General features: G+C 70.4%; 20 protein-coding genes and 1 pseudogene. 14 read left to right on the top strand and 7 right to left on the bottom strand.

From position 1 onward, the window contains the following. Positions 1–184: 184 nt before the first annotated feature. Entirely contained in the window at positions 185–1,063 is an 879-nt protein-coding gene (locus JGU66_08735; GenBank protein ID MBJ6760847.1) for a tryptophan 2,3-dioxygenase, read from the bottom strand. A 128-nt stretch (positions 1,064–1,191) separates the two neighbouring features. Then, positions 1,192–1,710, bottom strand: a complete 519-nt coding sequence (locus JGU66_08730) for a cell wall protein (protein ID MBJ6760846.1) — start codon at positions 1,708–1,710, stop codon at positions 1,192–1,194. 409 nt (positions 1,711–2,119) lie between these two features. Between JGU66_08730 and JGU66_08725 the strand changes: the two genes are divergently transcribed. From JGU66_08725 to JGU66_08710, 4 genes are all read left to right on the top strand, one after another. After that, a complete protein-coding gene (locus tag JGU66_08725) occupies positions 2,120–2,833 on the top strand; it encodes an acyltransferase family protein (protein ID MBJ6760845.1) in 714 nt (237 codons plus the stop codon). Then, positions 2,823–3,680: an alpha/beta hydrolase gene (locus JGU66_08720; protein MBJ6760844.1), complete on the top strand. Its 858-nt coding sequence runs from the start codon at positions 2,823–2,825 to the stop codon at positions 3,678–3,680. Before JGU66_08725 ends, JGU66_08720 begins: the two co-directional genes overlap by 11 nt. 16 nt (positions 3,681–3,696) lie before the next feature. After that, the gene (locus JGU66_08715) at positions 3,697–4,629 is read left to right on the top strand and encodes a proline dehydrogenase family protein (GenBank protein MBJ6760843.1); all 933 of its coding nucleotides are present in this window, start codon (positions 3,697–3,699) and stop codon (positions 4,627–4,629) included. A 93-nt stretch (positions 4,630–4,722) separates the two neighbouring features. Continuing rightward, a complete protein-coding gene (locus tag JGU66_08710; protein ID MBJ6760842.1) occupies positions 4,723–5,064 on the top strand; it encodes an SPW repeat protein in 342 nt (113 codons plus the stop codon). 13 nt (positions 5,065–5,077) lie between these two features. On the opposite strand, the gene JGU66_08705 is transcribed toward JGU66_08710, so the two are convergent. Next, entirely contained in the window at positions 5,078–5,956 is an 879-nt protein-coding gene (locus JGU66_08705; GenBank protein ID MBJ6760841.1) for an AAA family ATPase, read from the bottom strand. Between the two features lie 236 nt (positions 5,957–6,192). On the opposite strand from JGU66_08705, the gene JGU66_08700 reads away from it, so the two are divergent. Both JGU66_08700 and JGU66_08695 read left to right on the top strand, forming a co-directional pair. Then, entirely contained in the window at positions 6,193–6,546 is a 354-nt protein-coding gene (locus JGU66_08700) for a hypothetical protein (protein MBJ6760840.1), read from the top strand. 432 nt (positions 6,547–6,978) lie between these two features. Further along, positions 6,979–7,830 carry a hypothetical protein gene (locus JGU66_08695; protein MBJ6760839.1) on the top strand — a complete coding sequence of 284 codons (852 nt, stop codon included), beginning with the start codon at positions 6,979–6,981 and terminating at the stop codon, positions 7,828–7,830. 163 nt (positions 7,831–7,993) lie between these two features. Here JGU66_08695 and JGU66_08690 read toward each other — a convergent pair whose 3' ends face one another. Both JGU66_08690 and JGU66_08685 read right to left on the bottom strand, forming a co-directional pair. Beyond that, entirely contained in the window at positions 7,994–8,974 is a 981-nt protein-coding gene (locus JGU66_08690) for an alpha/beta hydrolase (protein ID MBJ6760838.1), read from the bottom strand. 128 nt (positions 8,975–9,102) lie between these two features. Beyond that, entirely contained in the window at positions 9,103–9,723 is a 621-nt protein-coding gene (locus JGU66_08685) for a hypothetical protein (GenBank protein ID MBJ6760837.1), read from the bottom strand. Positions 9,724–10,279: 556 nt separating this feature from the next. On the opposite strand from JGU66_08685, the gene JGU66_08680 reads away from it, so the two are divergent. Further along, positions 10,280–11,623, top strand: coding sequence for a PQQ-dependent sugar dehydrogenase (locus JGU66_08680; GenBank protein MBJ6760836.1), 1,344 nt, complete (start codon positions 10,280–10,282; stop codon positions 11,621–11,623). Positions 11,624–11,626: 3 nt separating this feature from the next. Here JGU66_08680 and JGU66_08675 read toward each other — a convergent pair whose 3' ends face one another. Further along, on the bottom strand, positions 11,627–12,241 hold the full coding sequence (locus JGU66_08675; GenBank protein MBJ6760835.1) for a DUF2378 family protein: 615 nt from the start codon (positions 12,239–12,241) through the stop codon (positions 11,627–11,629). Positions 12,242–12,616: 375 nt separating this feature from the next. On the opposite strand from JGU66_08675, the gene JGU66_08670 reads away from it, so the two are divergent. Next, positions 12,617–13,642, top strand: a complete 1,026-nt coding sequence (locus JGU66_08670; protein ID MBJ6760834.1) for a deoxyhypusine synthase — start codon at positions 12,617–12,619, stop codon at positions 13,640–13,642. Between the two features lie 53 nt (positions 13,643–13,695). Here the strand turns inward: JGU66_08670 and JGU66_08665 are convergent, their stop codons facing one another. Beyond that, on the bottom strand, positions 13,696–14,343 hold the full coding sequence (locus JGU66_08665) for a molybdenum cofactor guanylyltransferase (GenBank protein ID MBJ6760833.1): 648 nt from the start codon (positions 14,341–14,343) through the stop codon (positions 13,696–13,698). 190 nt (positions 14,344–14,533) lie between these two features. On the opposite strand from JGU66_08665, the gene JGU66_08660 reads away from it, so the two are divergent. From JGU66_08660 to JGU66_08635, 6 genes and pseudogenes are all read left to right on the top strand, one after another. After that, complete coding sequence (locus tag JGU66_08660) at positions 14,534–15,799, top strand: molybdopterin molybdotransferase MoeA (GenBank protein ID MBJ6760832.1); 1,266 nt, start codon at positions 14,534–14,536, stop codon at positions 15,797–15,799. Then, a pseudogene (fdhD, locus tag JGU66_08655) lies at positions 15,796–17,197 on the top strand (formate dehydrogenase accessory sulfurtransferase FdhD). Before JGU66_08660 ends, fdhD begins: the two are co-directional and overlap by 4 nt. Positions 17,198–17,520: 323 nt before the next feature. Continuing rightward, positions 17,521–19,017, top strand: a complete 1,497-nt coding sequence (locus JGU66_08650) for a sugar transferase (protein MBJ6760831.1) — start codon at positions 17,521–17,523, stop codon at positions 19,015–19,017. 100 nt (positions 19,018–19,117) lie between these two features. Continuing rightward, on the top strand, positions 19,118–20,656 hold the full coding sequence (locus JGU66_08645; protein MBJ6760830.1) for a flippase: 1,539 nt from the start codon (positions 19,118–19,120) through the stop codon (positions 20,654–20,656). Between the two features lie 14 nt (positions 20,657–20,670). After that, positions 20,671–21,303, top strand: a complete 633-nt coding sequence (locus JGU66_08640) for a polysaccharide biosynthesis/export family protein (protein ID MBJ6760829.1) — start codon at positions 20,671–20,673, stop codon at positions 21,301–21,303. A gap of 3 nt (positions 21,304–21,306) precedes the next feature. Next, positions 21,307–22,503: a hypothetical protein gene (locus JGU66_08635; GenBank protein ID MBJ6760828.1), complete on the top strand. Its 1,197-nt coding sequence runs from the start codon at positions 21,307–21,309 to the stop codon at positions 22,501–22,503. Position 22,504: the final 1 nt, after the last annotated feature.

Below are 22,504 nucleotides of genomic sequence, written 5' to 3'. Positions count from 1 at the left end.
CGAGCCAGCCTAGTCCGCCCTCCCCACGCGGCGCGCGGGAAGTTCCCGCGCCATCCGCCAGGGAACGGTCGGCCCGCTCGGAGCCGCCCCTTCACCCAGACATCGCGGGTCGGGCGTGACCGAGCCACCCTGCGTGGAGGAGGCCCCGTGGACCTCCCGCCGCGCGCGCCGCGTGACACTTTCGTTACGTGCCCTCGTGGCCCCGAGGCGGCCGGGCGGAGGGCGGCGCCAGCTCCGTGCGCACATCCCACAGCTCCGGGAAGAAGCGCAGGTCCAGCGCCTTGCGCAGGAACCCCACCCCGGATGAGCCGCCCGTGCCTTGCTTGAAGCCAATGATGCGCATCACCGTCATCATGTGGCGATAGCGCCAGAGCTGGAAACGCTCCTCGGTGTCGACCAGCTTCTCGCACATCTCATACGCATCCCAGTGCTGCTCGATGTCCTCGTAGATGCGCCGGAAGACCTCCGTCACCTGGGAACTCTTCTCATACGGCTGACGCCAATCCCGCTCCACGCGGTCCGCCGGCACCGCATGGCCCGTGCGCGCCAGGTGTCGCAAGAACTCGTCATAGATGCTGGGTGACACGAGCAGCCGCTCCAGCTCGCCATGCACGCTCTGCACGTGACGGAAGGGCCCCAGCGCATGCGGGTCCTTGTTGCCCAGGAGGAACTCCAGCGCGCGGTACTGGAAGCTCTGGAAGCCCGAGGCGCTGCCCAGCGTGTCGCGGAACTCCAGGTACTCATTGGGCGTGAGCGTTTCCAGCACGCTCCACTGCTCGAAAAGCATCCGCTGGATGTGCGCCACGCGCGCGAAAATCTTGAACGACGGCTCCAGACGGTCCGCCTGGATATAGCGAATGCAGGCGCTCAGCTCGTGGATGAGCAGCTTCATCCACAGCTCGCTTGTCTGATGCTGAACGATGAACAGCAACTCGTCGTGATGCGGCGGCTGCGAGCGCGGCACCTGCGCGGACAACAGCCGGTCGAGCTGAAGATAGTCGCCGTATGTCGTCCGGCCGGCCAGGTCGGTGATGATGCCTGGTTCCAATTCGCGTTTGTTCATGGCCCGGGCATTCATGCCCGCCACCCCCTCGCGGCGCAAGCGCCTCCGCGCGGGTGTACCTGCCGCGGACTCCCGGAAGGGAGCCGCGGTCCACCGCCAGGTCTGCCCGGGCCGGGGCAGTCCGAAGACTAGCCGTTACCCTGAGCGGCCGCGGCCAGCGCCTTGGAGGCGGCCCGACCCCGCGGCAGCTTGATGTCTTCCACGCTGTCCGCCGGCGCGTAGTCCACCCAAGCGGACGGGCGGCGGTTGGTCTTCTCCAGCATCCGGAGCTTCTGGTAGTGGGCCGCGCAGTAGCCCTTGGTCCGGCTGGGCTTGCCGCAGCCCATGATGGCGCACGAGCGCGCGCCGTCCGCCGTGGCCGGCTTGCGGCCGCGACGCTTGCCCGACACCGCGACCGGGGCCGGAGCCGCCGTGCGAGCCGGACGACCCGGGCCACGCTTCACCGGCTTGACCGCCGCCGCCGCCGCGTTGCCACCGAACAGGGGGCCCACGACCTGCGCCAGGGGCGCCAGCCGCTCGGCCACGCTGCGCAGCGCGTCCAGGTCCGAGGTCCCAGCCTCCAGACGCGAAACCACATCGCGCAGCGGCTTGAGTTGGACCTCGATCTCGTTACGAATCATCTCTCGGAACGCCTTGTCAACCGACATATTCGACTTTTCCTCGTCTAGAGGGAGGGGGGAGGCATCAATTACTGCCGCCCCTACCAATACCTTCCAAAAAAGGATTTGTCGAAGGAAGCGATAAAAAGTTGTGACTGAGCGACGTATCAGCCGTTCTGTCGTCTCGGGAACTTCCGGGATTTCTGGGGATATTGGCGACTGGCAAGGCCTGGGGCGCCAGTCCAACGCCGGGTTTCCAACACGAGGCCAGGGCTTGGGCCAACGCCTCACGCAATGCCATCAATGCGAGGGGTGAGGCGGTGCGCTGCCGAGAGGCTGGCGGAGTCAAACAACCGGGGGGGTGGGGTGGTGAGGGGTGGCGCAAGGGGGTGGTGCGCCCGTCTCGTTGGTCGCTCCGGGATGCGCGAGGTGTAGGGCGTGCCCATCATGATGGGCCGTGGACGCCACACTTCCGCCCCTGCGCCGCGCCGTATTCCGCCTCGCGGAATGGGGGGCCGCCCTGTCCGCGAGCTATCACCGCGCCAGGCTGATGGGAGTCGAGCACCTGCCCACGCAAGGGGCGGCGCTCCTGGTGGGAAACCATGGCGTGTGGGGGTACGAGACCCCGGCCTTCTTTCATTTGCTACATGCCGCCACAGGTCGTCATGCGCAGGGATTGGCCGAGCGAGGCTTCTTCCGCATCCCCGTGGTGCGCACCGTCCTTCCCTGGCTGGGAGGCATGGAGGGCACGCGTGAGAATGGACTGGCGGCGCTGCGCCAGGGCCAGCTGGTGGTCTGCTATCCCGGCGGAGCACATGAGACGTTCAAGCTGCCACGCGCGCGGTACCGATTGCGCTGGGAGCGGACGCTGGGCTTCGTCCGGTTGGCCGCGCGAGCCGGAGTGCCCGTCATTCCTTTCGCGGGCTTTGGCGTGGATGACACCTTCTGGTGGCTGCCCCCAGCGGAGCGCCTGCGCGTGAGGCTGGCGGCAGGAGAGCAATATCGGCTGCCGCTCCTCGTGGGGCCCCGGCCCGTGAGGCTCACCTTCGCCGTGGGGGCGCCGCATGCCCCGCCGCCGGAAGACGCCCCCGAGCCACGCCTGCGAGCCTTTCGCGAACGACTGGCGGCCAGCGTGCGGCTGCTGCTATTGAGGGCCTGTCATGACGACTGACGAGGCGACTCGGCCGCACCTCGTCCCGGACCTCGAAGACATCCAGCACGGCTATGCCTTGCCATGCGAGCTGCGCGAGGTGCGGGGCTCACCCGTGCGGCTGTTCACCTTTCCCGGGGGCTGCGCGGACGCGGCGCGCACCGTGGTGTGTCTGCCCGGCTTGGGCGCCAGTGGCCGCTCCTTTGCCCCCCTGGCGCCGCTGGCGAGCACGCTGCGGCTGTTGTTGTGGACCCCGCCCCTGCACACGCCGTCGGGACAGACACCGCTGCGCTGGAACCAGGAGGTCCTGGCCCATCCCGATGCGCGGCTCCCGGAGCGCTTCGCCTTGCTGGGGTCTTCCTATGGAAGCCTGCTGGCCATGACCTTCGCGCTGCGCTACCCCTCGCGAGTCAAGGCGCTGGTGTTGGTGTCTCCCGTGGGCGGCGTGCGGCGGGTGCGGCGGCTGGCGCTGATGTTGTCCACGCTCGTCCGGGCGCCTCGGCCGCTGGCGTATGTCTTCGCGCCGCTGGTCGCGCACGTGCTCGGCGGGGCCGCGCTTCCCGCCGAAGGGCGAGCGGAGATTGTCCGCGAGGCGCGGCGGATGTCTCCCACGGAGCTGCTCCGCCGACTGCGGGACGTCTTGGCCGCGGACCTCACGGACCGGCTCTCCGAAATCCAAGCGCCCACGCTCATCATCCAGGGACAGAAGGACCTGCTCGTGCCCGTGTGGGCCGCGCGGGAGGTGGCGGCGCGAATCCCTGGCGCGCGCATGGAGCTGCTCCCCGAGGCCAGCCATCTGCCTTACATGAGCCATCCCCAAGCCCTCAACGCCTGCGTTGGAGACTTCCTCAGCCGACATCTGGATTGAACCCGAGCGCTCCACCATGACCGCCCACGCCCTGCCCCGCGCCACCCTGCTCTTTCTCTCCCGAAGACAGGGCTTGAAGGACGCCGCCCTCAAGCTGCGGCCCCTGCGCGAGCTGGCTCGGCGCTTCGTCGCGGGCGAGACGTGGGAGGACGCGGTGGACACCGCGCGAGCCCTGGCGGAGCAAGGGTTGCAAGCCAGCGTGGATCATCTCAACGAAGCCGTGCGCGGCGAGGCCGAGGCCCACGAGGAGGTCGTTGAATACAAACGCCTGCTGCAGCGAATCGACGCGTCCGGGGTGAAGGCTCACGTGTCGCTGAAGCTCACGCAGTGCGGTCTGCTGCTCTCCCCCGCGCTGGCGCTCGCCCATGCACGCGAGGTGGTGGCCGAGGCGGCCGCGCGCGGCTCCTTCGTGCGTGTGGACATGGAGCATGCGGCGGTGACGCAGGTGACGCTGGACCTCGTGCGGGCGCTGCACGCGGAGTTCGGTGAGGCGCACGTGGGCGCGGTGCTTCAAAGCGCGCTGCGCCGCACGGAGGCGGATGCCCGGGCCCTGTGCGCCGAGCGGGTGCGGATCCGCTTGTGCAAGGGCGCCTACCTGGAGCGTCCCGACGTCGCCTTCCCGGACAAGGCAGACGTGGACGCGAACTTCGTGCGCTGCATGCGCGTGTTGCTCGACAGCGGCGTGCGCCATGGCATCGCCACGCATGACGAGCGAATGATTGACGCCACGCGGGCACACGCCCTGGCGCGCGGGCTGCCCAAGGGCGCCTTCGAGTTCCAGATGCTCCTCGGCATCCGCCGGGACTTGCAGCTCGCCCTGGCGCGCGAGGGCTATCCGGTGCGGATTTATGTGCCGTATGGCCGCGCCTGGTATCCGTATCTCATGCGCCGACTGGCCGAGCGCCCCGCCAACCTGCGCTTCCTCTGGAGCCAGCTGTGGCGCGGGTGACGCGCCGAGCCCTCGCTCCGTCCGCCGCCCCCGCTTGAGGGGCAGCTCGGGCGTGTCACACCTTGCGGTGGTACGCGCGTGGAGGTGTCCGCCATGTGGGCTCGCTGGTGCAATCTGTTCCTGGGCGTCTGGCTCATCATCGCCCCTGTCGTGCTCGACTATCCCCACCCCGTGCCGCGAATGAATGACGCCATCGTCGGCTTGTTGATCGCCACGGTCGCGCTCCTCTCCTCGCTCGTCATGGGGCTGCGCTTCGTCAACACGCTGCTGGGCGCGTGGCTCGTGCTGTCTCCGCCCGTGCTGGGCTACGGCGACCTGACCCGCGCCACCGCGAACGACGTCATCGTGGGCGCCCTGGTGGTGTGCTTCTCCCTCGTCTCGGCCGAGCGCAACCTGCTGGCGTGGCGGGCCACGAAGTACACCTCGCCCACGTAAGCCCGCGAGGGGCTCACAGCGCGTCGAGCCCCGCGCGGCACTCGCGGCGCCAGTCGGACTTGCCGCCCTGCAGCGCGCGCACGCTCACCGAGCCGTCCGCCGCGGAGCGAGCCAGGAGCCGCACCTCCTCGGGCCGCACCAGCTCCAGCAGGTCCGGCGAGTGCGTGGCCAGCACCACCTGCACCGGCTGCCCCGTGGACTCGCCGCGCGTGAGCGCTCGAAGCTGGGTCATCACCTCGCGCACCAGGGCGGGATGCAGGGCGCGCTCGGGCTCGTCGAGCGTCAGCAGCTCTGGCAGCGGTCGCTGATGCGGCACCACCAGGAAGGCCAGCAGCCACAGCGCGCCGTCCGATACCTGCTCGGGCGCGTACCAGACATCGGGGCTCCAGCGGTCTCGGAAGCGCAGGCGGTACGTCTTGCCGTCCACGTCCTGCGCCACGTCCACCTCGCTCAGCGAGGGGATGCACCGCGACAGCTCACGCGAGATGGCGTTGCGCGTGGGCGTGGGCAGCGCGGCGAAGACACTGGCCAGGTTTCCGCCCGAGCGCTCCAGCCACGTGGCTCGCCCCGCCGGTGCCCCCGCGCGCAGGGCGCTCATGTTGAGCGCGAGCTGCTGCGTCGCGTGGCCCTGCCCGGGCAGGGTGTCCATCACGGAGAAGGGATACTCCACGCGGGTGCGATCGCCATGGGCATACGTCCACTCGATGGCGATGCGCCGCGAGCCATCCATCCGCCAGAAGTCCGTGGGCTCGTAGGCGAGCTGGTGTTGCAGCCCGTCCAGCACCGACGTCTTCCCCGAGGCCGTGGCCCCCACCAACACGGTGAGCGGCTCCAGCGTCAGCTCCACGCCGAGCAGGCCACGGAAGTGCTCGAAATGGACCGAGGCAATCACGCCCCGAGCCTACCTGCCCCGCACACCCTCCCCGCAAGCCCCCGGGCCGAAGCATGGCTTGGCCAACAGTCGCGCCTGCTCGCCACACGAGGGAGACACCCATCGCTGGCTCCCGCGAGGGCTCGACGCGCCCGGACAGGTGAGCAACCTCTTGGGACAACCTCTTTCAGCAACCTCCTGGAGCAATCTTCTGGAGCAATCTTCTGGAGCAGCCTCGAGGAGAGGAGGACACGCGCATGGTCAGTCCAAAGAGACCCGGTGACCCCGCCCGTGTGGGCGCGGCGTGGATGGTGGCGTGGAGCCTGCTGCTCTTCTTCCTGCCCACCGTGAACGGCCTCGTCGGCGGCATCATCGGGGGCTACCGCGTCGGGTCTTCCTCGCGGGCCGGCAGCGTGGCCATCGCGCCCGCGCTGTGGGTGGCGCTGGGGATGTGGATCCTGTTGATGGTGTTCTCACTGCTGCGCGGCGACAGCGTGTCATTCCTGGCCCTGGGCGTCGTGAGCGCCGTGTCCGGCCTGGGCGTCATCGTGGGCGCCTTCATGGGCGGCGTGGTGGCCGAGGTGCGTGACTCGCCGCGGTTGCCCACATGAGCGAACGACGCGCCCTGACGCCGGCGTGAAGCCTCACCCGCGACGCGCTGCTTCCGGGCGCGGTCGCGACGGCCACCCGCTTCGCGCGGGTGCTACCCCGCACGGAGGCATGGCCGTGGCGCCCTCAGGCGGGGCCCGCGATACAGCCTGACCCGTGGGCCGTGAGGACCGAGTGGCTCCTCCCCTCCGCTGGACCGAGCCCATCCAGTCCCCTCCTCGCGCGGCACCTCGCCTTCAGGGCGGTCCTCGGCACCCTCCCGGCCGCGCGCACCGGCTTCCGCCCCCGCACGCGATGAACCGTGGACAGCCGCTCACCCCCGAGGGCGAGCGCGTCAGCGTGCGGCACTCGAGTCGTCTGACCATGGAGAAACAAGAAATACAGAAATAGCCCTGATTTGACCCCGGCCGCGCGCCCCGACTCGGAGGCATCGCATGCGAATCCCTACCCTCTCCTTCCCGTTCCCGCAGGCGCGGCGGGCTGTCCTTCTGGCCTTGCTGGGAGCAGGGCTGAGCGGCTGCCCGAGCACGCATCGGGGCTCGGGTCTGATGGCGATGGACGAGGAGGCCTGGGAGGAGGCGCGCGACGCGGAGGTGGCGCTGGCCACGTCTCAAGTCTGGGGCGTGGCCGAGGGCGTGCGCGAGGTGGGCACGCGGCTGGTGTTCACCTTCTGGTCCGAGCGGGGCGCGCTGACGCTGACGGGCTACCAGGCCATGCGGCGCGACGCGAACGAGGGCACCCCCGTGGACGCGGAGGACACGCAAGGCGACGTGGCACGAGCGCTCACCGAGCTGAGCCAGCACCCCACGGGTGAGGTGTACTTGATCTTGCGGCGGGAGGCCTCGCGCTGGCGGGTGGAGAAGGAGCAATCCACCACGGCGGCGCGGCCACCCGAGGTCCGGCCGCTGCCCCTGCGCCACAAGGGCATCTCGCAGGCGGTCCTGACGCGGGCGATGGAGCAACTCCAGAAGGCGCTCGCCCCCGTCGCGGTGCCGCGTGGGGGCGCGGCGTGGGTGGGCGTGGACGTGACCATGGAGGACGGGCGCCTGGTGTCGTGGAAGCTGCGCGACTGGCGCGCGACCCGAGGCGGCCAGGGCAACACCGAGCCCGTGTCGCCGCGCGTCCTGACCGAAGCGACCCACCTGCTCCTTCTCTACGCCCAGGCGCTGGGGCCCCGCGTCGTGCACCTGGAGCTCCACCTGTCCACGCATGAGGGCGGGGCGTCCGCAGGAGGATGGGTGGAGCAGTCTCGGGTGGACAGCGCATTGATGCTCGCGCGTCAGTGACGAAGGGCCGCGCGCACGGGAGCGCGGCCCTCTTCGCATCCACTCCCGGCAATCCCAATGACAAACCCCGTCACGCCCGGGGTTCGCCACGACACGTCCGGCCTCAGCTGAAGACAACCGGAGACGCCGAGCGGCGTCCCCGACTTTCGCGGCGGACTGCGCGTCACCTCTTGAGAAAGGCCTTCATCTCGCGCAGCACGTCGTCACGGTTGGTGATCCAGACGTAGTGGTCCGCATGCTCGAGCTGCACGATCTTCCAGCCCGGCGTGCGCCGGACTTCATCCACCCGCTGAACTCCCTTGGGGGTCATCTCCCGCAGCTTCTGTTGCTGCGCGGGGGTCATCTGGGCGAAGCCGTCATAGCATTCCGCCTGGTCGGGGGGACGCTCACCCGTGTGGAGGTAGAGGACGGGGGCCCGGATGGCCGCGAAGTCCACCTTCAACGCGCCCATCGTCAGCTGCGCATCCGCGCCGGACCACTGGCGGTCGCGCAGGTAGTGGCCCGTCTTCGGATCGAACTCGACCGTCTCATCGACTTCATGCGCGGGGACCGGCCCGCCGAGACCTCGCGCGAGCGCGGCCGCCACCGTGGCGCGCGACACCAGGTCCGCGGGATTGGGCGGGCGCGGGGTCGGCAAAGGCAGGACCCGATAGAGCTCCGCTGACAGGTCGCCCTTGGTCGAGATGTCCAGGAAGACCACCTTCTCCACCCGCTCCGGGTGATGGGTCGCCAACCAGGTGATTTCCTCCCCGGCGAGGGAGTGCCCCGCGAGCACCGCGGTCGCGATCCCCTGACTGTCCAGGACCCGGACCACGTCCGTGCTCAAGGTCGCGGTGTCATAGCCCTGCGTGGGCCAGCTCGATGAGCCAAACCCCCTGCGGGTGACGGAGTAGACGTGGTACGCCGCAGTGAACTCCGGCGCGAAGTCGTCGAAGACATGACCCGTGTTGCCCAGGCCCGTCAGGAAGACGAGCGCGGGCCCCTGGCCACCAAAGTCGAGGAGCTCCAGCTCAACGCCCTCCGCGACCTTCACCCGCTGGACCCGATGCAGCGCGCTGCCGCTGACGGGCGCCGGGGGCGATACGGCCGGCGTCGTGGCACAGGCAAACAACGGCAAGCAAGACAGGAGGAGGAACGCTCGCATGGACAGACTTAACCATGCGAAACGCGGGAAATCCTAACACCCCTGCGCAACGGGAAGACGGCCAGAGGCAACCTGGCCGTCCTCTCCGCTGCGTCGAGGCTCATTCGGATGAACGAGCCAGGGACCGACTAGAAGTAGCCGCCCACCGTGGTGGAGATGCCAATCGTCACGTCGTTGCCCTGGAACGCGCCCTGGCTGGAGCCCACGACGCCCGCGCCCCGGTCGCTGATGAGCGCGCGAACCTGCGGACCCGCGCCCACGAAGAAGTGCGGCGTGACGTGGAAGAGCGCCGGCAGGTAGCCCTCCAGCACGAACGCCAGGTCGCTGCCGCCACCGCTCACGTGGACGTACTTCGGACCGAAGGCCACGCGCGGCCAGAGCGAAACCTTCTCGGCCACGCCCAGGTTGTAGCCGGCGCGCACCACCACGCCGAGCGCCGTCGTGTTCGGCCCGTCCTGGAAGGCCTGCTCGACGAGGGCCGCCGCGCCCACCGACAGGTTCTGCTGGATGAAGTAGTCGGCCGCGGGCTCCAGGTGGAGCACGAGGGCGTCAGAGCCCGTGTTGTAGCCGAAGAAGCCGGACGCATCCGCGCTCACGACAATCTGCCCGGCCTGACCGAAGCCGCTCGCCGAACCCGGCTCACGCGCCACCTTCGTCGGATCCGTAATCTGCTCCGCCGCACCCGCCTGCGACGCCACCACGAGACCGGCCGCGACGGCCAGCGCCTGCAACTTGTTCGCACCACGCATATGGAAACCTCTCCTCTGTCCGCGCCTCGGAGAGCCTCACCCGGGGCACGCGTGACCTCTTTCTAACCAAAGGTCGTGGCTGCGCGTGGATGTTTTCAGCGTCCCTTATTTTTCCGTTGGGCCGCTATCAGACATTCTCAAGTTTAGAGGCCGGCCGAAGGGAGGAGTGCTTCGGCCGGCCTCCCGTGCTGCATTCCCCGCGCGAACTGGAGCAGCCCACCCACTCCAACGCGCCGCGCGGTCCATCCCGGGCACGCCATTCCCCGAGCAAAGGGAGTGACTCGCGCCACGGGCCGGCGACCACAGAGCAAGAGCTGCGCCAGCTCCGACGCAGAGGGCCACGCTCGGAGCGACGGCCCTCACGTGCGGCCCATTGCCCGCGGCCGGGACACCCGCGTCCCAGCAGCGGACAGCCCGTGCGCGTTGAAAAGCCAGGCACCGCGCCCAGCGCCCCGCGAGGGCAAACAGCCCCGCGACAATCGCTGTCGCCGCCGGGGTCAACACTTCGCGCCGAGGCCCGGGGGCCACCTCTCTCGCCCCGCGCGGAAGCCACGGCATGCTGCGGCGGAAAGGACCGTCCGTGAGCCCTTCCTCCCGCTTCGCCCTGGCCCTGCTGCTCGCCGTCCCCGCCTTCGCCGAGCCACCCGACGCGGGCACCGCGAAGCCGCGCGCCGAGCCTCCCGCCGCCTCGCGCGTGCGCACCGACGTGCTGAAGCCCACGCCACGACGCGTGACGCTGGAGTCGCTGCCCCCGCCCTTCGCATCCCGGAGCGCCAGCAAGTCACCGGACGTCGTCCCCGTGCCCGCGGATCCGCTGCTGCACGTGCCCGAGGGCTTCGCGGTCAACGTCTTCGCGGAAGGGCTGTCCGCGCCGCGCTGGCTCGCGCTCACGCCCGAAGGAGACGTGCTCGTCGTCGAGAGCCGCGCGCAGCGCATCCAGCGCCTGCGCGACACGCGAGGCATCGGCGTGGCCGACGCGCGCGCGGTCTTCGCCGAGGCGCGCAATGGCCTCAACCTCCCCTTCGGGATGGCGTTCACGGGCACCCACTTCTACGTGGGCAACACCAACGCCGTGCGCCGCTATCCCTATCACCGCGGACAGGAGCGCCTCACCGGCTCGGGCGAGGAGGTCACGGCGCTGCCAGGGCTTGGCTACAACCAGCACTGGACGCGCAACGTGCGGGTGAGCCCGGATGGACAACACCTGCTCGTCACCGTGGGCAGTCAAAGCAACGTGAGCGAGGAAGCGCCGCCGCGCGCCGCGGTGCAAATCATGGCGTTGGATGGCTCGGAGCGGACGACGCTGGCCTCCGGGTTGCGCAACCCCGTGGGCCTGGACTTCCAGCCGCGCACGAACGAGCCCTACGTCACCGTCAACGAGCGGGACGAGCTGGGCGATGACCTGGTGCCGGACTACCTCACGCACCTGCAACCCGGTGGCTTCTACGGCTGGCCCTACGCGTACCTGTCCCCGAAGAACGTGGACCCGCGGCGGATGAAGGAGGGGCACAGCGAGCGGCCCGACCTGGTGGCGAAGACGCTCACGCCGGACGTGCTCTTCCCGTCGCACTCGGCGGCGCTCGGGCTCGCGTTCTATCGGGGCACGGCCTTCCCTGAGCGCTACCGCGGGGGCGCCTTCGTCGCGTTCCGGGGCAGTTGGAACCGCTCGGAGGGCACCGGCTACAAGGTGGTGTTCGTCCCCTTCACCCCCGAGGGGAAACCCCAGGGTGGCTTCGAGGACTTCCTCACCGGCTTCCTGCTGGAGCCCTCGGGCCCCACCACCTTCGCGCGGCCGGTGGGGCTGCTGGAGCTGCCGGACGGAAGCCTGCTCGTCACGGACGACGGCAACGGGCGCATCTACCGCGTGCGCTACGTCGGGGCGAAGCTGGGGGCGAAGTGAGGCTCAGTCATCCCACGAGGTGTCGTAGACCGCCTCGTCCAGCGCGATGGCCTGACTGGTGATCTGCACATCCCGCGCGCCCACCATCTCCAGCGCGCCGCGCAGCACGCCCTCGTTGTAGGGGATGGGCATGATGGAGCGCTTCATCAGCACGCGCCCGCTGCGAGGCCCCGTCCACTCCACCGAGCGCTCACCAAAGCTGAGCGCCGTGCGGTAACCCGAGTGCAAGAGGTCCAGCAGCTTCTTCGGGTCGCCGCCCGCCTGCGCGACGAACTCGCGCGCGAACATGGAGCTGAGAAAATCCAACGTGGCCTGCGTGCCAATGCGGCGCATGGCGTCCTCGAAGCCGCCGAACTGCGCCGCGAGCTGGTGCCCCGCGACATACGCCAGCTTGAGGAAGCGCCCGATGGGGTACGTCTGCATGGGCACGAAGTCGCGCTGCTCTCCGGCCTGCGCCAGACAGCCCGCCACGGCCGACTCGCCGCCCAGGAAGCGCACCGCGTCCAGCACGCCCAGGAAGAACATGCCGCGGGTGGTATCGGAATCGGAGACGGCGGCGAGGCGCTGCGACAAATCGCGCTCCACGGCCTCGGGTGTATCCCATTGACTGGTCTGCATCGTCGTCCCTCGAGCCCGGAATGGCGGGGCATGATTCCACAGGTTCGCGCGGCTCGCGAGCACGGACGGCGCGCTTCACCATGGGTACGGTGCGCACCGCGTCGCGCGCGGCATGCGAATGTTTCACCGCTCGTGGGACGTGCGCATGCGAGTGAACTCGCTCGGTGTCCTGGCATCGGAGTGATGCAACGGGTCGTCTACAGCAACAGGGTTGCCCTCCATCCGGACGCGCGTTAGAGAAGCCGCTCATGCCACCTGGCGTCTCCGATGGCGGTCTTCTCCCGAGCGGGAGAGGCCGTAAGGACGCTCCGGGTGGTGCCACGTCGGCCCTGGGCCCCTGGATTCGTTCATCGGGCCAGGCAGGACACTTCCGACGTGACTCCCTCTCAAGCCGAGCATCTTCGCGACACCATCGAGCACATCGACATCCGGGCGCATGACGTGCGTCCGCTCGTCCAGGCCATGGGGAAGATGGCCTTCCAGGCGCGCAACCTCCACCGCGCCGCCACCCTCTATGACGCCATGCTGCGCGACGAGCGCTGCGGCATCATCCTCTGCCTGGCGGGCAGCCTCTTCTCCGCGGGCCTGAAGCAGGTGGTGGTGGAGCTGGTGCGCAACCGCATGGTGGACGCCATCGTCGCCACGGGCGCGCTCATCGTCGACCAGGACTTCTTCGAGGCGCTGGGCTTCCGCCACTACCGAGGCCGCGCCGACGCGGACGACAACGCCCTGCGTGAGCTGCACATCGACCGCATCTACGACACGTTCATCAACGAGGACGAGCTGCGCGAGTGCGACGCCACCATCGCCACCCTCGCCAGCGCGTTGGAGCCGCGGCCCTACTCCTCGCGTGAGTTCATTGGCGAGATGGGGCGCTACCTCGCGCAGCACGGGAAGACGCGCGACAGCGTGGTGCTCGCCGCGCACGAGGCGGGCGTGCCCATCTTCGTCCCCGCCTTCAGTGATTGCTCGGCGGGCTTCGGGCTCGTGCGTCACCAGTGGGAGCGGCAGGGCCAACCCCACCTGTCCATCGACAGCGCACGAGACTTCCTGGAGCTGACGCGCTGCCGGCTCGCCATGGACACCTCCGGCCTGTTCATGGTGGGCGGCGGCGTGCCGAAGAACTTCGCGCAGGACGTGGTGGTGGCCGCGGACTTCGTCGGCAAGCCCGTGGACATGCACCAGTACGCCATCCAGCTCACCGTGGCTGACGAGCGCGACGGCGCCCTCTCCGGATCCACCCTCCGCGAGGCCAGCAGCTGGGGCAAGGTGTCCACCGTGCACGAGCAGATGGTCTACGGCGAGGCCACCGTCACCCTGCCGCTGGTCGCGGGCTACGCCTTCCACCAGCGCGGTTGGGAGGGACGGCCGCGGCGTCGGCTCGTGGACGCGTGCCGCTGAGCCCGTGACGTGTCGGGCCCCGTCCACGCGGGCGGGGCCCGGCGCACGCCGCGCTATCGCGTCGGCAGGGAGACGCCGTGGCGCGCGAGTTCTTCGGGCGTGTTCACGTTCACCCAGGCGCGCAACGTCGGATCCACCGCGCGCAGCTCGGACTCGGGCAGCACCCGCGTCCTCGCGCGCGCCAGCAGTCGCCGCAGGGAGGGGTCCTCCGCGAGCGCGGCACCCCACTCCGCCGCGAGCCCCGCGCGATACACCGCGAGCAACGGCTCCCATCGCCCCTCGACCTCACCGCAGACCGCGTCCACCTCCGAGCTCCGCGCCGCCAGCACCGCGCGCACCACCTCGGCCGAGACGAAGGGCATGTCGCACGCCACCGTGAAGACCCAAGGTGTCCGCGCGGCCCCCAGCGCCGCGTGCACGCCCCCCGGCGCGCCCTTCCCCGCGATGGCGTCCGGCACCGTGCGCAGCCCGAAGCGCGCATAGGGCTCCGGCGCGTTCGCCACCAGCACCACCTCCGCGAACAGCGGGGCCAATGCGAGCTGTCGCTCCATCACCGTGCGCCCCTCGACGACGAGCAGCCCCTTCGCCACGCCGGACAGCCGCGTCCCGCGTCCTCCCGCGATGAGGGCGAGCGTCACGTCCGGATGCTCCGGGGCTCGGGCACTCTTCTCCACGCACACCTCCCTCGGACACCGTCCCATGCCGGCCCCGTGTCACGCGAGCGCGACGCTCCCGCTGCGCTCCCGTTGCACTCCAAGGCCGGCGAGAATGACCCAGGGCCGCATCCCGAACCATCGCCTCCTTCCCGACAGGTCAGGAGGGAGGCGAGCACCCCTCACGCCGTGACGATGGACAAGGAACTCGCGCACGCGCTTAAGGTGCGGCCGAGTCATGTCGCTCCTGTCCCTCTCCGCCGCGCGGCAGGCCGCCCTCGGCGCCATCGCTCCCGCGGCCCCCGAGCGTCTGCCGCTCGCGCTCGCCCATGGGCGCTTCCTGGCCGCGCCGCTCCGCGCGACACGCTCGCTGCCGGGCTGCGACAACTCCGCGATGGATGGCTGGGCCGTGCGCGCCGAGGAGACGCGAGGCGCCAACCGCGACCACCCGGTGCGCCTGCGCGTCGTCGACACCGTCTACGCCGGTGCCCTGCCCGCTCGCGCGCTGCGCCCCGGCGAGGCCGCCCGCATCTTCACCGGCGCCCCGCTCCCCAACGGAGCCGACGCCATCGTCCGCCAGGAGGCCGCGCGCCCCGCCGATGAGGGACGCGAGGTCGACATCTTCGTCACCGTCACTCCGGGCCACGACCTGCGCCGAATGGGCGAGGAAGTCCTCTCCGGCAGCCCGCTCTTCTCAGCAGGGCTGCGCGTGGATGCGGCCGTGCTCGGCGTGCTCGCGTCCCTGGGAGACACCACCGCGCTGGTGCGCCCCGCCCCACGCGTGGCGGTGCTCGCCACGGGAGATGAGCTGGTCGCTCCCGGCCAGCCCGCGCTCGCGCACCAGGTCTACGAGAGCAACCTCGTCCTCGTCTCCGCGCTCGCCCGTGAGGCCGGCGCGCAGGTGACACAGCTCACTCGCGTGCGCGACGACGAGGCCGCGCTGCGAGACGCCCTGCTGCGCCTCGCGCCCGAGGTGGACGTGCTCATCACCACCGGCGGCGCGTCGGTGGGAGACCGTGACCACGTGAAGCGCGTGCTGACCGCGCTTGGTGCGCGGTTCCTCGTGGACGGCGTGGCCCTCAAGCCCGGCAAGCCCGTGGCCGTGGCGCGCCTGGGCACCACCGCCGTCGTCGTGCTGCCCGGCAATCCTGGCGCGGCCACCGTCGCGTTCGACCAGCTCGCGCGCCCGCTCCTGCTGCGACATCAGGGCGTGCACGAGCATCGCCGTCGCATCACCGCGCGACTCACCGAGGCTCGGCACAAGCAAGCGGGCCTCACCTATCTCCTCACCGTCTCCGCGCTGGAATCGCGAGGCGACGGTGGCGACCCGTGGGCGCGGCTGCGGCCTCAAGGCTCGGGGCAGATTCTGCAGAACGTGGGCGCGGAGGGCTGGGCCGTCCTCCCCACCGGCCGCGCCGACTTCGCCGAGGGCGACCGCGTGGACGTGGAGCTGTTCGACCGTCCGACGTTCACGCCCGCGACCTCGGAGTCCCCGAGCCCATGAGCGTGCCTCCCGCCCTCGCCGTCGTCGGCTGGTCCGGCGCCGGCAAGACGACGCTCCTGGAGCGCCTCGTCACGGAGCTGTCCGCGCGGAGCTTGCGCGTCGCCGTGGTGAAGCACTCGTCCGACACGCATCCGCTGCACCGCCCTGGGAGCGACACGGCGCGCTTCCAGACGGCGGGCGCGGCGCTCGTGGGCTTCGCCACGCCCGAGGGGGTGCAGCTCACCCGCGCGGAGCCGCTCGACGATGCGCTGGGGCCGCTCCTCGCAGGGCTCGCGGACACCGTGGACCTGGTGCTCGTGGAGGGATGGAAGGACGGCCCGTTGCCCAAGCTGGAGGTCTGGCGAGAGGGTCTCCAGCCCCCGCTCGCCACCACGCGTCCGGAGGTGCTCGCCGTCCTCACGGACGCGCCCGCGCACGCCCTGGGCTCGCTCGCCGCGCGCAGGGTGGCCGCGTCGGATGCGCGCGCGGTGGCGGACCTCGTCCTCGCCACGCTGAAGCTGGGGAGCGCCCATGGCCGGTGAGCCCCGAGGCGTCGCCACGCGCGAGGTCCAGCGCTGGGACGGCACCACGCTGAACCCCACCGAGGAGGACCGCGTCGCCGTGGAGGAGCCGCTGGAGATCCGCGTGAGCGGAGACCCCGTGGCCACCACCATGCGGACCCCGGGGAATGATCGCGAACTCGCCGTGGGCTTCCTCTTCGCGGAGGGCCTGCTGCGCAGCGTGGACGACCTGGGCGGGCTGGCCCACTGCGGTCGTCCGGGGGAGGAGGGCTGGGGCAATGTCCTGGAGGTCACTCCCGCGCCGGGCGTCGTGTTCGATGTCGAGCGACTGGCCACCACCCGACGGGGCACCCTCACCACCTCCGCCTGCGGCGTGTGCGGACGTCGCTCCGTCAGCGACCTGCTCGAGCGTTGCGCCCCACCCCCGCCTGGGCCCCCGCTGTCCCCGGAGCTGATGGCCCTCGCCGCCCAGCGGCTGCAGGAGGCCCAGCGCAACTTCGAGCGCACCGGAGGCGTCCACGCCGCCGCCGCCCTGGACGCCTCCGGACAGGTGCTCGCCGCCTACGAGGACGTGGGCCGCCACAACGCCGTGGACAAGGTCGTGGGCGCCCTCGTGCTCGCCGGGAAGGTCCGCGCCCCGTCCCTGGCGCGCGCCCAGGTCGTTTCAAACCCACCCGTCGCTTTGGTGGTCAGCAGTCGCGCCAGTTTCGAGATTGTCCAGAAGGCGATAGCTTCCGGATTAAGCATGATAGTCAGCTTTTCAGCCGCTAGCTCCCTGGCCATCGACCTGGCGCTGCGTTCTGGCGTGACGCTGGCTGCGTTCGCGCGGAACGGCCGCTGCAACGTCTACGCGGGCGCCTCCCGCCTCGCCCTTCCCCCGCGCCATGCAACACCTTGAAGTTTCACGGGGATTTCGCACTCAGCGGGTTCCCCAATCTCTCATAAAGACAGCAAGGGGACGGCACCGGACCTGCACTGTGTCCCCGAGCAGCCGGCGGCGCGTGACAGGGGTCCCAGGCAAGGTGTTCCGCGCAACACGCCGTCTGCGACCGGGGGCGGTCGCCGCCAAGAATTCACCTCTTGTCACGTCTTACTTACCGTGCAGAGGTTGCAACGCGCCGCCCTATCGGGCAAACAGGTTTTTCCCTCTTCTTGTACTTTTGAAGGCACAACGGCATCCTCTGCCAGCGTCCAGATGGTTGGCGGAGGGGGGTGGACACGATGAGCAGTGCAAGCTCTAGCGCCGCGGTCGAGAGTCCCAAGTCGCCGACGTCGTCGGCGCTCCCATCCGGGAATCCGCTGCTGGTCAAGGTCGAGGAAACCACCACCGACACGCCGAAGCTGGCGCCGGGCATCGCGGCCAAGATGAACCTGACCGTGGACCTGGTCCTGCTCGCGGGCGTGCTGACGGGCTCCGCGTGGTTGGGCGGGCAGCTCCCGGGCAACCCGGGCTGGGCGCTGCCGGGGCTCATTGTGATCGCCGTCCTGGTGTGGCTCATCACCGGCACGGCGCTGTGTCTGTACGACTCGCGCTTCGCGGAGCGCAGCCGCCTGGACCACGTGGCGCTCGTCTCGGTGACGACGCTCGCGGTGGTGACGGTGCTCGCCGTGGTGCAGCTGGGCTTGCCGGACGCGGCGCGCGTGCCCGGCGTGGCACCCCTGCTCGTCATCTTCTGGCCGGTGGCGCTGATGCTGCGCCTGTTCGTCTTCCGCCACATGGCCTCTCAGGAGGCGCCCATGGACGAGGTGCTCATCGTGGGCACCGGGGCCATGGGCCGCTACACGGGCGAGGACCTGCTCAAGCGCGGCCGCAGCACGCTCTTGGGCTACGTGCGCTACCACGACGACCACTCCGGAGACGGGCTGCCCGCGACCGTGCTCGGCACCGTGGATGATCTGGAGCGCATCCTGCGCACCATGCCGGTGAGCGAGGTCTTCATCGCCGGCCAGACGCTGCGCCAGGGCGAGGCCATGCAGGCCGCCATCAAGCTGGCCGAGCGCTTCGGCGTGCCGTTCGCGCTGCCGGCGCACAGCTTCCGCCTGGACCGCGCGCGCCCGGTGGACTCCGCCGCGGTGGCGGATGGCTACCTCCACTTCGCCGCGGTGGCGCCCAAGCCGCACCAGATGGCGATGAAGCGCCTGTTCGACATCGCGGTGTCCGCGGTGGCCATCTGGATGCTGCTGCCCGTCTTCGCGGTGGTGGCCGCCGGCATCAAGCTCACCTCGCGCGGCCCCATCTTCTTCAAGCAGCTGCGCACCGGACAGCACGGCAAGCCGTTCTACATGCTCAAGTTCCGCTCCATGGTGGTCAACGCCGAGGAGCTGAAGGAGAAGCTGGCGGCGATGAACGAGCAGTCGGGCCCCGTCTTCAAGATGAAGAACGACCCGCGCATCACCGGCATCGGCCGCTTCATCCGCAAGTTCTCCATCGACGAGCTGCCCCAGTTCATCAACGTGCTGCGCGGCGAGATGAGCATCGTCGGGCCGCGCCCGCCCGTGCCCTCCGAGGTCGCCAAGTACGAGACCTGGCAGCGCCGCCGCCTGTCCGTGCGCCCGGGTCTGACCTGCATCTGGCAGGTGTCCGGACGGAACCAGATCTCCTTCGAGGAGTGGATGTATCTGGACATGCAGTACATCGACCACTGGAGCCTCACCAGTGACCTGAGGCTCCTCTTGCAGACCGTGCCGGTGGTCATCACCGGACGCGGGGCCAGCTAGGTCCTCGGGCTGTCGGGCGAGCGGCGTTGACGTGCCGCGGCCGCTCGTCTTCTATGTGCGCGCCCCCCCGGGGCCCGGGGGTCCCAGCGCCGTCATGACCGTGAACACCCAGAACTCCACTCCGCAGGACAGCGGCCAGGGCGACAGCACGAACGAAGTCCGAGGCGCGGTGCGCAACACCTTGCAGCTCGGCGGTTCGCTGCTCGTGACGTTCGCCATCGCGTTGGCCATCCGGCCGCTGATGGCGCGCTACCTCGGCCCCGAGGCGCTCGGCTACTTCAGCTGGGCGGACAGCTTCTCCGCCACCTTCTTCATCGTCACCAACCTGGGCCTGGAGACGTACATCCGCAAGGAAGTCGCGGTCCGGCCCGAGCACGCCAGCGACTTCTTCGGCACCACCATGCTCGTGCGGCTGGGCATGACGGTGCTGCTGATGGGCGCGCTCGCGGTGGTGCTCCACTTCCGCAACGAGCCCCCCGAGGTGCGCCACCTGGTGCAGTGGTTCGCGCTGGCGCAGGCGCTCATCATCATCAACGCGTGCATGGCGGCGCTGCTGCACGCCAAGGGCAAGGTGGCGGGGCTCTCCGTCTCCAACATCGTCACCAAGCTCATCTGGGGCGGCGGGCTCGCGCTCGCGGCGGCGGGCGGCGTGGGGCTCCAGTGGTTGGCCATCCCCATCGTCGCGGCCGAGTCCGTGAAGCTGGGCATCGGCTGGCGTCTGGCGCAGACGCACCTGGGCCTGCGCTTCCGCGTGGACTGGGTCGCCACCCGGCGCGTGATGAAGGACTGCCTGCCCTACTTCCTCACCGCCGCCGCGCTCGCGTGCAACGGCCGCGTGGACATGTCCCTTTTGGGCACGCTGGGCTCCATGAAGGAAGTGGGCTGGTACTGGGGCGCGTGGAACATCGCCAGCCTCACCTTCCTCATCAACCCCATCTTCGGCTGGGTGCTGATGCCGCTCATGTCGCGCGCCGCGTCCCGCTCGGAGGCGGAGCTGACGCAGCTCACCCGCCGCTCGCTGGAGGGCACGCTCTCCGTCACCGTCCCCATGATGATGGCCATGGTGCTGGGCGCCCACTCGTGGGTGCGGCTGATGAACGGGCCGGGCTTCGACGAGTCCACCATGCCGCTGCGCGTGCTGTCCCCGCTGTTCGTGCTCGTCTACGTCACCATGGTCAGCAGCGTGTGGCTCACCATGATGAACAAGCCCTGGTGGGTGACGGCCGCGGCGGTGATGGGCGCGGTGTTGGATCCGCTGCTCAACCTGGTGCTGGTGCCCGTGCTCCATGAGCGCCTGGGTGACGGCGGCGGCGCCACCGCCACCGCGCTGTGCATGCTCATCACCGAGCTGCTCGTGACGGCGCTGTTCCTGTGGCGCATGGGCCGCGCGTCGTTCGACCGGCGCTCGCTCGTCATGCTGGCCAAGACGACGGCCGTGTGCCTCACGTGCTTCGCGGTGGATCCGCTGCTGTCCTTCATCCAGCCGTGGGTCCGCCTGGGTCTGGAGGCGGTCCTCTACGTCGCGCTCATCCTCGTCACCGGCGCGGTGCGCCCGGCGGAGCTGGCCCTGGTGCTCAAGCTGGCGCGCAACCGAGGCGCCCCTGCCCCCGCCCCTGTCGCGGTCCCTCCTCTCGCGTGAGAGTCTCCCCGCCCATGTCCCCCACGCGCCCCCGCCCCGCCGTCCTCTCCCGCGCGCTCGCCTGCGTCGCGCTGCTCGGGCTTGCGCCCGCGTGCGGCGGCCTGGGCAAGTACGTCTGGGTGGACGAGTACCAGGAGAAGCCCCCCGCCGTGGACGCGGCCTACCGCATCGTCCCGGGGGACGTGCTCAGCATCCGCGTGTGGAACCAGGAGTCGCTCACCACGCGCGCCAAGGTGCGCGAGGACGGGCGGATCAGCCTGCTCTTCCTGGATGACGTGGAGGCCGCGGGCCAGACGCCGGCCCTGCTGTCGCAGCAGATCCAGACGCGCCTCAAGGACTTCATCAACCACCCCGTCGTCACGGTCTCCCTGGAGGAGGCCAAGCCCATGACGGTGACGATGATGGGCGAGGTGTCACGCATTGGGCCGCTGGTGCTGGAGCCCACCGCCACGCTGCTCCAGGCCCTGGCCGGCGCGGGAGGCTTCACCGACTACGCCCACCCGGACCGCATCTTCGTCCTGCGGCGCGACGAGTCCGAGCTGCCCGCCCCCACCCGCATCCGCGTGCGCTACCGCGACCTCATCCGCGCGGAGGGCCGCGCCGTGGGCTTCCGCCTGCGCCCTGGCGACGTGGTCGTGGTGGAGTAGTCCGTGCTCGGGGCGGCGCTCACCAGTGCATGGCTGGAGGTGGCCTCGGCCTCGGTGAGCTATGGCGTCGCCGTGCGCGCGGACTCGCGCGTGCGCTCGCTCGACGCCAGCACCACGCAGACGACGACGACCACGCCCTCCATCACGGGCGACGCGGAGCTGACGCCCTCGCTGTCCCTCTTGTTCCGCGACGGCGGCACGCAGCTCCAGGCGGAGTACGCCCCGCGCCTCAGTTTGCGGGAAGTCACCCAGAGCGCGCGCACCGAGGTGCAGCACGTGGGGCGCCTCGTCGGTGACTGGCGCGCGGACCGGGGCCTCACGCTCCACGGCAGCCAGGAGTTCGTGCTGGGTCGGGTGGACCTCTTGAGCACCGTGCCCGTGGCGGACTCGCCCTCGCGGCCCGTCGGAGATGGCCCGCTCCAGCCGCTGCCCCAGGGCGGCAGCGTCTACTTCCTCTCCTCGCTCACCACGCTGGGCACCACCACCACGTGGCTGGGGCGCGGGCTGGGCCTGTCCGCCTCGGCGGCCTTCGCGGTCAGCGGCGGCCTCAACGGCGGCGCGCGCGAGGCGGTGCCACTGCAGTACGGCCCGCGCGCGCAGGCGGCGCTCGGCTGGGCGCTGGCGCAGCGTCAGGTGCTGTCGACTTCCGTGGGCGCCACCGACACGCGCTTCTCCACCGGCGCGCACGCCACCGTCCTCACGCTCACCGAGGGCTGGAACTGGCGCATGGACCGGCGCACGTCGCTGGAGGCGGGGATGGGCGTGGGCGTCGCGCAGTCGCTGTCCGCGGAGGGCCTGGAGCGCACGGACGTGCTGCCCGACCTCACCGTCGCGATGGGTTACCGGATCCCCTCGCGCGAGTACGACTTCACGGGTCGGCTCTCCGCGCACGTCACGCCCTTCGTCGACCGGTTGACGGGACAGGTGTACCCCCGGGCGGATGTGACGGCGTCTGGCACCTGGATGTTGGGGCCCCGCGCCCGAGTGTCCGCCACCGGAGGAACGGCCTTCGCGGTAGGAGGGGCCACGGCGGACCGGCTGATACTGGGAGGGCTGGGAGCGAGCTATGCCTTCACCCGTTGGGTCTCGGTGGAGTCCGAGGCGCGGACCGCGTGGAGCCGGTCGCCTGGGGTGGAAACAGCCCGCTTCCAATGGTCCGCTTCACTGGGGCTGGCAGTGCGTCAAGCTGGTATCCTCTAAG

It is taken from the genome of Myxococcaceae bacterium JPH2, from assembly GCA_016458225.1.
In the GTDB taxonomy this organism is placed as follows: Bacteria; Myxococcota; Myxococcia; order Myxococcales; family Myxococcaceae; genus Citreicoccus.
Note: the sequence above shows the minus strand (reverse complement) of the source record. Positions and strands in the feature narration are given on the sequence as shown.

What these genes read in the sequence shown, in the direction of transcription:
- JGU66_08735 (MBJ6760847.1), bottom strand. Translation starts at nt 1,063, where the DNA reads ATGAACAAACGCGAATTGGAACCAGGCATCATCACCGACCTGGCCGGC.
- JGU66_08730 (MBJ6760846.1), bottom strand. Translation starts at nt 1,710, where the DNA reads ATGTCGGTTGACAAGGCGTTCCGAGAGATGATTCGTAACGAGATCGAG.
- JGU66_08720 (MBJ6760844.1), top strand. Translation starts at nt 2,823, where the DNA reads ATGACGACTGACGAGGCGACTCGGCCGCACCTCGTCCCGGACCTCGAA.
- JGU66_08715 (MBJ6760843.1), top strand. Translation starts at nt 3,697, where the DNA reads ATGACCGCCCACGCCCTGCCCCGCGCCACCCTGCTCTTTCTCTCCCGA.
- JGU66_08710 (MBJ6760842.1), top strand. Translation starts at nt 4,723, where the DNA reads ATGTGGGCTCGCTGGTGCAATCTGTTCCTGGGCGTCTGGCTCATCATC.
- JGU66_08700 (MBJ6760840.1), top strand. Translation starts at nt 6,193, where the DNA reads ATGGTCAGTCCAAAGAGACCCGGTGACCCCGCCCGTGTGGGCGCGGCG.
- JGU66_08695 (MBJ6760839.1), top strand. Translation starts at nt 6,979, where the DNA reads ATGCGAATCCCTACCCTCTCCTTCCCGTTCCCGCAGGCGCGGCGGGCT.
- JGU66_08690 (MBJ6760838.1), bottom strand. Translation starts at nt 8,974, where the DNA reads ATGCGAGCGTTCCTCCTCCTGTCTTGCTTGCCGTTGTTTGCCTGTGCC.
- JGU66_08685 (MBJ6760837.1), bottom strand. Translation starts at nt 9,723, where the DNA reads ATGCGTGGTGCGAACAAGTTGCAGGCGCTGGCCGTCGCGGCCGGTCTC.
- JGU66_08680 (MBJ6760836.1), top strand. Translation starts at nt 10,280, where the DNA reads ATGCTGCGGCGGAAAGGACCGTCCGTGAGCCCTTCCTCCCGCTTCGCC.
- JGU66_08675 (MBJ6760835.1), bottom strand. Translation starts at nt 12,241, where the DNA reads ATGCAGACCAGTCAATGGGATACACCCGAGGCCGTGGAGCGCGATTTG.
- JGU66_08665 (MBJ6760833.1), bottom strand. Translation starts at nt 14,343, where the DNA reads ATGGGACGGTGTCCGAGGGAGGTGTGCGTGGAGAAGAGTGCCCGAGCC.
- JGU66_08660 (MBJ6760832.1), top strand. Translation starts at nt 14,534, where the DNA reads ATGTCGCTCCTGTCCCTCTCCGCCGCGCGGCAGGCCGCCCTCGGCGCC.
- JGU66_08650 (MBJ6760831.1), top strand. Translation starts at nt 17,521, where the DNA reads ATGAGCAGTGCAAGCTCTAGCGCCGCGGTCGAGAGTCCCAAGTCGCCG.
- JGU66_08640 (MBJ6760829.1), top strand. Translation starts at nt 20,671, where the DNA reads ATGTCCCCCACGCGCCCCCGCCCCGCCGTCCTCTCCCGCGCGCTCGCC.